This window comes from Nocardiopsis lucentensis DSM 44048 (genome assembly GCF_000341125.1).
Classification (GTDB): Bacteria; Actinomycetota; Actinomycetes; order Streptosporangiales; family Streptosporangiaceae; genus Nocardiopsis; species Nocardiopsis lucentensis.
In genome coordinates, this window is the sequence record NZ_ANBC01000611.1 from 1 (window position 1) to 8,155 (window position 8,155).

Annotated in this window: 11 protein-coding genes and 1 pseudogene; 7 read left to right on the forward strand and 5 right to left on the reverse strand. The window is 73.7% G+C overall.

Annotation, left to right across the window (positions count from 1 at the left end; genetic code table 11):
* Both D471_RS0121720 and D471_RS0121730 read right to left on the reverse strand, forming a co-directional pair.
* The coding region (locus D471_RS0121720) for a hypothetical protein (RefSeq protein WP_040690625.1) at positions 1–493 on the reverse strand (493 nt) is incomplete at its 3' end.
* Positions 494–626: 133 nt separating this feature from the next.
* A complete protein-coding gene (locus D471_RS0121730) occupies positions 627–1,136 on the reverse strand; it encodes a hypothetical protein (protein WP_017600573.1) in 510 nt (169 codons plus the stop codon).
* A gap of 124 nt (positions 1,137–1,260) precedes the next feature.
* On the opposite strand from D471_RS0121730, the gene D471_RS42755 reads away from it, so the two are divergent.
* The 5 genes from D471_RS42755 to D471_RS0121750 are packed head-to-tail and all read left to right on the forward strand — an operon-like array spanning position 1,261 to position 5,309.
* Entirely contained in the window at positions 1,261–1,515 is a 255-nt protein-coding gene (locus tag D471_RS42755) for an FAD-dependent oxidoreductase (protein ID WP_449406573.1), read from the forward strand.
* 2 nt (positions 1,516–1,517) lie between these two features.
* Complete coding sequence (locus D471_RS35520; RefSeq protein ID WP_449406574.1) at positions 1,518–2,519, forward strand: NAD(P)/FAD-dependent oxidoreductase; 1,002 nt, start codon at positions 1,518–1,520, stop codon at positions 2,517–2,519.
* Positions 2,516–3,277 carry a DUF1365 domain-containing protein gene (locus tag D471_RS0121740; protein ID WP_241479676.1) on the forward strand — a complete coding sequence of 254 codons (762 nt, stop codon included), beginning with the start codon at positions 2,516–2,518 and terminating at the stop codon, positions 3,275–3,277. Before D471_RS35520 ends, D471_RS0121740 begins: the two co-directional genes overlap by 4 nt.
* A complete protein-coding gene (locus D471_RS0121745; RefSeq protein WP_017600575.1) occupies positions 3,274–4,524 on the forward strand; it encodes an SAM-dependent methyltransferase in 1,251 nt (416 codons plus the stop codon). The genes D471_RS0121740 and D471_RS0121745 overlap by 4 nt, the downstream gene beginning before the upstream one ends.
* Complete coding sequence (locus D471_RS0121750) at positions 4,521–5,309, forward strand: DUF1295 domain-containing protein (RefSeq protein WP_017600576.1); 789 nt, start codon at positions 4,521–4,523, stop codon at positions 5,307–5,309. The genes D471_RS0121745 and D471_RS0121750 overlap by 4 nt, the downstream gene beginning before the upstream one ends.
* A gap of 80 nt (positions 5,310–5,389) precedes the next feature.
* Here the strand turns inward: D471_RS0121750 and D471_RS0121755 are convergent, their stop codons facing one another.
* Positions 5,390–5,686, reverse strand: coding sequence for an MTH1187 family thiamine-binding protein (locus tag D471_RS0121755; RefSeq protein ID WP_017600577.1), 297 nt, complete (start codon positions 5,684–5,686; stop codon positions 5,390–5,392).
* Positions 5,687–5,834: 148 nt separating this feature from the next.
* Here D471_RS0121755 and D471_RS0121760 point away from each other — a divergent pair, with 148 nt between their 5' ends.
* Positions 5,835–6,419, forward strand: a complete 585-nt coding sequence (locus tag D471_RS0121760) for a GNAT family N-acetyltransferase (protein WP_017600578.1) — start codon at positions 5,835–5,837, stop codon at positions 6,417–6,419.
* 52 nt (positions 6,420–6,471) lie between these two features.
* Positions 6,472–6,957, forward strand: a complete 486-nt coding sequence (locus D471_RS0121765; RefSeq protein ID WP_017600579.1) for an NUDIX hydrolase — start codon at positions 6,472–6,474, stop codon at positions 6,955–6,957.
* Positions 6,958–7,324: 367 nt separating this feature from the next.
* Here the strand turns inward: D471_RS0121765 and D471_RS0121770 are convergent, their stop codons facing one another.
* Together D471_RS0121770 and D471_RS0121775 are read right to left on the reverse strand one after the other, a co-directional pair.
* The gene (locus D471_RS0121770) at positions 7,325–7,585 is read right to left on the reverse strand and encodes a DUF6504 family protein (RefSeq protein ID WP_017600580.1); all 261 of its coding nucleotides are present in this window, start codon (positions 7,583–7,585) and stop codon (positions 7,325–7,327) included.
* A 128-nt stretch (positions 7,586–7,713) separates the two neighbouring features.
* Positions 7,714–8,155: pseudogene (locus D471_RS0121775) on the reverse strand (peptidase M48); the annotation flags it as partial.

An 8,155-nucleotide genomic window follows, 5' to 3' on the forward strand; every position in this document is an offset into this window, starting at 1 on the left:
CCTCCAGGTCCAGTGCCCGCCGGGTGCCCTTCGCCAACGCCGCCCGCAGCCGGTCACCCGGGGCGAGTCCCCGCAGGACGAGCGGGGGCGCCGCCCGCTCGGGCGGCAGGACACGGGCGAACTCCCGGCAGGAGCCCAGCCACCGGTGCTGGTCGTGCACCCGGACGGCGCCCCTGTACCCCTCGGGCGGGCCCTCGTGGTCGTCCAGCCCGGTGAGCACGAGACCGCCCGCCCCGGGGTGCCGCCCGAGGCTCTCCGCGTCCTTCAGGAGCCAGGGACCGAGCTCCTCGTCCTCCGGCACCAGCCACACCCGGTCCCCGACCCAGCCGCGTGCCCCGGCGCCCTCCGGTCCCCAGTCGAACAGTTCGTACGTTCCACGCCGGGGTTCCCCGAACAGCCCGTCCACCTCCGCGCACACGCCCCAGACGTGGCCGTGCTCCGTCTCCGCCAGTTCGTACCGCCCGTGTCGGCGGCGGTCTCCATTCCCACGCACGACGGGAATCATGCCGCACCGGGTGTCACGCCGGCGGCGGGAGGGCGCGTTCGAGGGTGTCCCGGGACCCGCTCCCCGCCGCGATCGCGGCGAGGACCTCCCGCGCGGTGGGAGCCACGGCACACGCCCGCTCCTACCGGCGGTTCGCGTCCTGGGCGTCCACGTGCTCCCGGAAGCGCGGGAACTCCTCCCGGGCCAGTTCGAGGATCTCCTCCGGGCCGCGACGCGCGCGCGGGGCGTGCCGCTCGGCCACCGCGACGACCTCGGGGCTGGTGCCGGTGGGACAGGGCTCCTCCCCCAGGGCCACGAAGGGGTGGACCCCGTACGCCAGCAGCCACAGGTAGGAACCGAGGTCGGGGGCCATGACCGCCAGCTCCCCCTCGGAGCCGACGAAGACGACGGGCTGTTCGGTCAGGGGCCGCCCCTCGCGGACCAGCCACAGACCGACGAACCCGCCGCCCCCCTCCATCGCGAACAGGCGGAACTCCCGACCGTCGGCCTCGTCGTTGTCGGTCCAGGACCGGAACCACTGCGCGGTCTCGTCCGGGTGCCCGAACCGCTCGAACAGCTCCAGGTCGGCCACCAGGCGGCCGGTGACCCGCACGAGGTCGGCCAGCATCGGGGGAAACTCCAGCTCGTCCATGCCGGAAAGATAGCCCGGCCCGCGGACACCTCCGCCGCCGTTTCGTGACCGATGACGGGCAATCCGACCACGGTGGTCGCTCCGAATCCCCCACACCCCATGAGAGGACGAGCGGAGAGGACGCATGGTCACCGGCCAGAACACATCCGCGCGCAGGCGGGTCGCGGTCATCGGCGCGGGTGTCGCCGGACTGACGGCGGCCCACGTGCTGCGCCACGACTTCCAGGTCACGCTGCTGGAGGCGGACGACCGCCCGGGCGGACACGCGCACACGCACCGGGTCGGCCCCGCCCCCGGGACCTGGGTCGACAGCGGCTTCATCGTGCACAACCGCCGCACCTACCCCCGGCTGCNGTGGCCACCCGGCCCACCGAGATGAGCATGTCCGTCAGCTGCGACGGCTGCGGCCTGGAGTACGCGGGCGCGCGCGGCCCGCTCGCCCTGCTGCCCGGCCGCTCCGGGCGCGGTCCCGCCTTCGCGCACATGCTCACCGAGATCCCCCGCTTCCACCGCGCCGCCCGGCGCGTCCTGCGCGTGCGGCACCACGTCGGACCCCGGGAGCCCACGCTCGGCGACTTCGTCCGCGCCCACCGCTTCCGCCCCTACTTCGTCGCGCACTTCCTGCTGCCGCTGGTGTCGGCGGTCTGGTCGTGCCCGTCGGGCACCGCGCTGGACTACCCCGCCCGCTACCTCTTCGCCTTCCTCGCCAACCACGGCATGCTCGGCGTGTGGGGCTCGCCCGAGTGGCGGACGGTCTCGGGAGGCTCACGCGTCTACGTGGAGCGGCTGGTCGAGAACCTGCACAGCGTCCGCACCGGAGCGCGGGTCACCTCCCTGGCGCGGACCCGCTCGGGGGTCCGGCTGCGGGTGAACGGCGAGGAGGAGGACTACGACGCGGCGGTCGTCGCCACCCACGCCGACCAGGCACTGGAACTGCTGGAGGCGCCCACCCCCACCGAGCGCGAGGTGCTCGGCGCCTTCCGCTACTCCCGCAACCGCACCCTGCTGCACACCGACACCTCCGTGCTCCCGCGCGACAGCGGCACGTGGTCGAGCTGGAACCACCGCCTGGCCTCGTGCGACCCCGACGGCGACCCGGTGCGCGTCAGCTACCACATGAACCGGCTCCAGCGCCTGGACGGCGCGGAACAGTACGTCGTCACGCTCAACGACGACGGCGCGGTCAAACCCGACGCCGTCATCGCCGGGATGGACTACGCCCATCCCGTCTACACCCCGGAGTCCGTGGCCGCGCAGCGCCGACTGGGGGAGCTGAACGACGGCCTGGTGGCCTTCGCGGGCGCCCACCACGGCTGGGGGTTCCACGAGGACGGGTGCCGCTCGGGCGTCGTGGCGGCCGCGAGCCTGGGGGTGCGCTGGTGAACACGGTCCCGGTTCCGGCCCTGTACGAGGCCACCGTCCGCCACGTACGCGCCGAACCGGTGCGCAACGCCTTCGCGTACGGCACCTACTACTGGCTCGTCGACCTCGACGACGTCCCGCGCCCCCGGTGGCCCCTGCGGCTGTGGTGCGACTTCCGCGCCGCCGACCACGGCGCCGGCGGGGCGCCGACCCTGCGCGCCGACCTCGAGGCCTTCCTCACCGGGCACGGTGTCGACCTCGGCGGCGGCCGGGTCCTGATGCTCGCCCACGCGCGGGTGCTCGGCCACGTCTTCAACCCGCTCACCGTCTACTGGTGCCACGGCCGCGACGGCTCCCTCCGGTGCGTGGTCGCCGAGGTGCACAACACCTACGGAGGCCGCCACCGCTACCTCCTGGAGACCGACGCGCGGGGCCGCGCGGAGGCGGACAAGGTCTTCCACGTGTCCCCCTTCAACCGGGTCGAGGGCCGCTACCGCCTCAGCCTCCCGTCCCCGGGGAGCCGTCTCGCCCTCACCGTCGCCCTGCACCGCGAGGGGCGGCCGCCCTTCACCGCCTCCGTCCGCGGCACGCACCGGCCCGTCAACGCCGCGTCGCTGGCACGGCTGGCCCTGCGCCACCCCGTCGCACCCCTGACCGACGCGCTGCGGATCCGGATCCAGGGGATCGGGCTCTACCTCCGAGGCCTCCCGGTCCAGCCCCGCGAACCCCGCGCGTCCGACGACCACGCATCCCACGAACAGGCAGGACACACACCATGAACACGATCAGCACACCGCCGCCCCCGACCGTGGACGCCCAACGCTGGCCCGACGTGGCGCGGGTTCCCGCCGCCGGGGTGCGCGCCCGTCTGGCCCGCCTCCTGACCAGACGGGTGTCCGAGCGGTTCGGCGTCCACGTGCACGTCGGTGACGGCGAGCCCACCGGTGGCGGCGAGGCCCCCGTCCTCCTCCTGCGCGATCCGGACGCCTTCCACCGCCGACTGGCCGCCGACGGCCTCATCGGCCTCGGCGAGTCCTACATGGCGGGCGAGTGGGACTCCCCCGACCTGGTCGGGCTGCTCACCGCGCTCGCGCGCGTCTACGAGGACCTCGTGCCGCGCCCCCTCCAGCCGCTCCGGCACGTCACCCTTCCCCGGCGCCCCGCCTCGGAGCGCAACACGCGCGGCGGCGCCAAGCGGCACGTCAGCCACCACTACGACCAGTCGAACGACCTGTTCGCCACCTTCCTCGACCCGACCATGACCTACTCCAGCGCCCTGTTCGCCCCCGACGAGCCGCGCACCCGCGCCACCCTCGCCGGGGCCCAGGGACGCAAGATCGACCGCCTCCTGGACGGGGCCGGGGTCACGTCGGGCACGGAGCTGCTGGAGATCGGCACCGGGTGGGGCGAACTCGCCCTGCGCGCGGCCCGGCGCGGCGCGCGGGTCACCTCGGTCACGCTCTCGGCCGAGCAGCGCGACCTGGCCCGCGAGCGCGTCGCCGCCGCCGGCCTGTCCGGCCTGGTCACCATCGAGCTGTGCGACTACCGGGACGTCACCGGCGCCTACGACGCGGTGGTCAGCGTGGAGATGATCGAGGCCGTCGGCGACCTCTACTGGCCCGTCTACTTCACCGCGCTCGGCCGCCTGACGCGCCCCGGCGGACGGGTCGGACTCCAGAGCATCACCATGGGGCACGCCATGATGCGCGCCTCGCGCGGCTCCTACACCTGGATGCACAAGTACGTCTTCCCCGGCGGGCTGATCCCCTCGGCGACGGTGATCGAGCGGGAGCTGCGGGAACGCACCTCCCTGGAGATCGTCGACCGGACGGCGTTCGGCGCCGACTACGCCGACACCCTCCGCCTGTGGCGCGAGGCCTTCGAGGGCGCGGCCGACCGGGTCGCCGCGCTCGGTTTCGACGACGTCTTCCGCCGCATGTGGACCTTCTACCTCTCCTACTGCGAGGCGGGGTTCCGGGCGGGGATGCTCGACGTCGAGCAGTTCGTCATGGAGCGGAGGGCGTGACGGCCGTGGCCGCGCTCGGAGTGAACCTGGCCGCCACCGCGGCGGCCCTGTTGGCCCTGGTCCTGGGCGCCTTCGTCATCGGCAGACGGGTGGGACGGCACAGCGTCATCGACGTGGCATGGGGGATCGGCTTCGTCGCGGTCGCGGGGATCAGCGCCCTGCTCGCGACCGCCGACCCCGCCCGCGCCTGGCTGCTGTTCGCGCTCACGGCCGTGTGGGGTGTCCGGCTCGCCGCCCACATCGGCACGCGCGCCCTCGGCCACGGTGAGGACCCCCGCTACGACCGCCTCCTGTCCCGCGCGCCGGGCAGCCGCGACGCCTACGCCCTGCGGATGGTGTACCTGCTCCAGGGCGGCCTGATCTGGCTGATCTCCCTCCCCGTCCAGGTGTCCGCGCACACGTCGTCGCAGCTCGGCCCGGTCGCGTTCGCGGGCGCGGCCCTGTGGCTGTTCGGGTTCGCCTTCGAGGCGGTCGGCGACGCCCAGCTGCGCCGGTTCAAGGCCGACCCGGCCAACCGGGGCCGGATCATGGACCGGGGTCTGTGGGCGTGGACCCGCCACCCCAACTACTTCGGGGACGCCTGCGTGTGGTGGGGGCTGTTCCTGGTCGCCTGCGGGTCCTGGTGGGCGCTGCTGACGCTGCCCTCCCTGGCGGTGATGACCTACCTGCTCACCCGGGGGTCGGGGCAGCGGCTGCTGGACGAGTACATGTCGGACCGGCCCGGCTGGGCCGAGTACGCCGACCGGACCAGCGCCTTCCTACCCCGGCCGCCCCGGCGGAGGTGACCGCCGGGGCGGCCGGGGCACGTCAACGGGCCCGTGACCTGACCTCCGTGATGTTTCCGTCGCCCGCCCGGCGTCCCCGGTCACATGTCGCGGAGGTGCTCCTCGACGGCCGCCACCTTGCCGTCGAGCGCCCCCTCGACGCCCGGTCGGATGTCGGCCTTGAGCACGAGGGAGGTCCGGGCGGCGCCCTCGCCGGCCGCCTCCACCGCGCGCTTGACCACGTCCATCACCTCGTCCCACTCGCCCTCCACGGTGGTGAACATCGCGTCGGTGCGGTTGGGGAGCCCGCTGTCGCGGACGACCTTGACCGCCCTGGCGACGGACTCCGCCACGGACTCCCCCTCACCCAGGGGGCTCACTGAGAACGCGACGAGCATGGGCACTCCTTGGCTGTGTCGGGGTCGCTGTCGGTGCCACGGGTACGGTAACCGAACCCCCGCTCCGCGGGAGCCCCTCCGCCGCGGCCGTGCGGCGCCCCGGAAAACCGGTTGGCCCGGGCTCCGGCCCCGTGGTTGGATCCCGGGCATGGTGCCCTCCGACGTCTTCCGCGACCAGCCCGCCCTCATCGGCGACCGGGTCCGCCTCGAACCCCTCGACGAGCGGACGGGCGAGCACCTCGTCCCGGTCCTCACCGACCTGGACCCCGACGTGCGCCGCCTGACCGGCACCCACACCACGTTCACCGAGCGGCAGGTCCGCGACTGGGCCCGTTCGCGCCCGTCCCACGCCGACCGCGCCGACTGGGTGATCCTCCGGAACGAGGACGGCCGCTGCGTCGGCGACTGCGCGCTCATCGACCTCGACGCCGACAACGGCGGCGTGGACTACCGCATCGCCCTCAACGACATGTCCCTCACCGGCAACGGCTACGGCACCGAGGCCACCGACCTCGTCCTGGAGTACGCCTTCACCGTGGCGGGCCTGCACCGGGTGGCGCTCCAGGTGTTCGACTTCAACACGGGCGCCCAGAGGTCCTACGCCCGCTCGGGCTTCGTCCGCGAGGGCGTCTGGCGCGACCACCTGTACTGGGACGGCGAGTGGCACGACGCCGTCCTCATGTCGATCCTCGCCCACGAGTACGCCGACCTGCGCGCGGCGCGATCCCGCTGACACCCGGCCGCGAGCCCGGCGCGCGCACCCCGTCACCGATAGGCTGCCGACCATGCCCGTCCCGGACTTCATCCTGGAACTGCGCCGCCACGTCGGCCACGGACTCCTGCCGCTCACCGGGGTGACGGCGGGGGGGCCNNNCCGCGTACTCCTGCACCAGCGCCTCGACGACGGCCGCTGGTGCACCCCCGGCGGCATCCTCGAACCGGGCGAGCAGCCCGCCGTGACCGCCGTCCGCGAGGTGTGGGAGGAGACGGGACTGACGGTCGAGGTCGAGCGCATGACCAGCGTCGTCGCCCAGGAGCCCTACACCTACCCCAACGGCGACGTGGTGCAGATGCTCGACATCTCCTTCCGCTGCCGCTACGTCGGCGGCGAACCGGACGCCTCCGGGGACGAGTCGATGGACGTGCGGTGGTTCCCCGTGGCCGACCTGCCGGAGATGCCCCGGCGCATCCTGGACCGGATCACCTGGGCCCGTGAGGACCGGGCCGAGCCCTACTTCCACCTCGCCCCCTCCGGTTCCCGGGCGCGCTGAACCCCGTCGCGCGGCCGGGGCCGGGCGGTAGGAACGCTCCCATGACCACACTCGGCGCCGTCTTTCGCCCCCAACTGCCCCCCGAACGCCCGCGCTCCGGGGGCCGCGTGTTCCGTTCCGCCGGTGCCGTCCCCGAACGTGCGACCGCCCTTCCCCCGGACGGCGGGAAGGGCGGTCACACCGGCCCGGGTTCCGTTCTTCGGGGCGGTCGTCCGGGGTGCCGTCCGGGATTGCGAACGGTGGGCGCCGCGCCGTGGACGTCCGTGGGCGGGACGGGGCGCGGCGGAGGCCCCGAAGGACACCGCCGGGGGCGTGTTCCGCGGATGCCGCTCGTCGCGCGGCGGAGTACGTGTTCGCGGAACACGACCTAGTGCCATCTGCGGCGCATCGTCCAGTGGTCGGAGGACACGTCGCGGGTGATGTCGATGATGTTGGGCTCGCCGGACTCCGACTCCGCCGAGACCCGCAGCAGGTGCGTCTGCGTGGCGGGGACGCCGGGCCGCTCCGGGCGGGCGGGCCAGTCGCCGATGATCCTGCGCACGCGGAAGGTGTGACCGCGCCACGTGAACCGGGCGGGGTGCCCGTCGTCGGTGGAGCGGACGTCGATCCGTTCGTTCAGAAGACTCACGCGTACAGTTTATCGAACATGAGTTCGAACAAGTCAAGTTCTCGGCGGGAGGACCTCACCGGCTTCGGACGATGTCGTCCCACCTCAGGGCCACCACCGTTGCCTCCACCCCCGAACGGAAACATCTGTCACAGGAGCACCCGGCCGCGTCTCCTTCGGTCCCGCAGCGCCGCCATCCGCCGCGTGTTGCTCGGGCGCCGGGTCAGCAGGTGGTACAGCAGCAGCGAACCCCCGCGGTCCGTCCGCGCCCGGTCGGCCATCTCGCCCATGTTCACCCGCGTGTACAGGTCGGGACCCGCCGCGAGGAACCGGACGGCGTGCACACCCTCCGGGTGGTGTGCGTACGCGTGGTTGTCGGCGGTGTACTCCATGGTCCGCGCCAGTGCCGCCCCCAGACCCGGCACGAGCTCCGCGCCCAGTGTCGCCACCCTCCGCCAGAACGACGTGTGCCCGGCGGCCACGTGCCCGAACTGGTGCGCCACGAGGAACGCCAGCACGTCCGGATCGCGTGGCCGACCGTCGGGGCCGAACAGCTCCTGCGGCAGGACGAGGTACCGCCGCAGGCCGTGC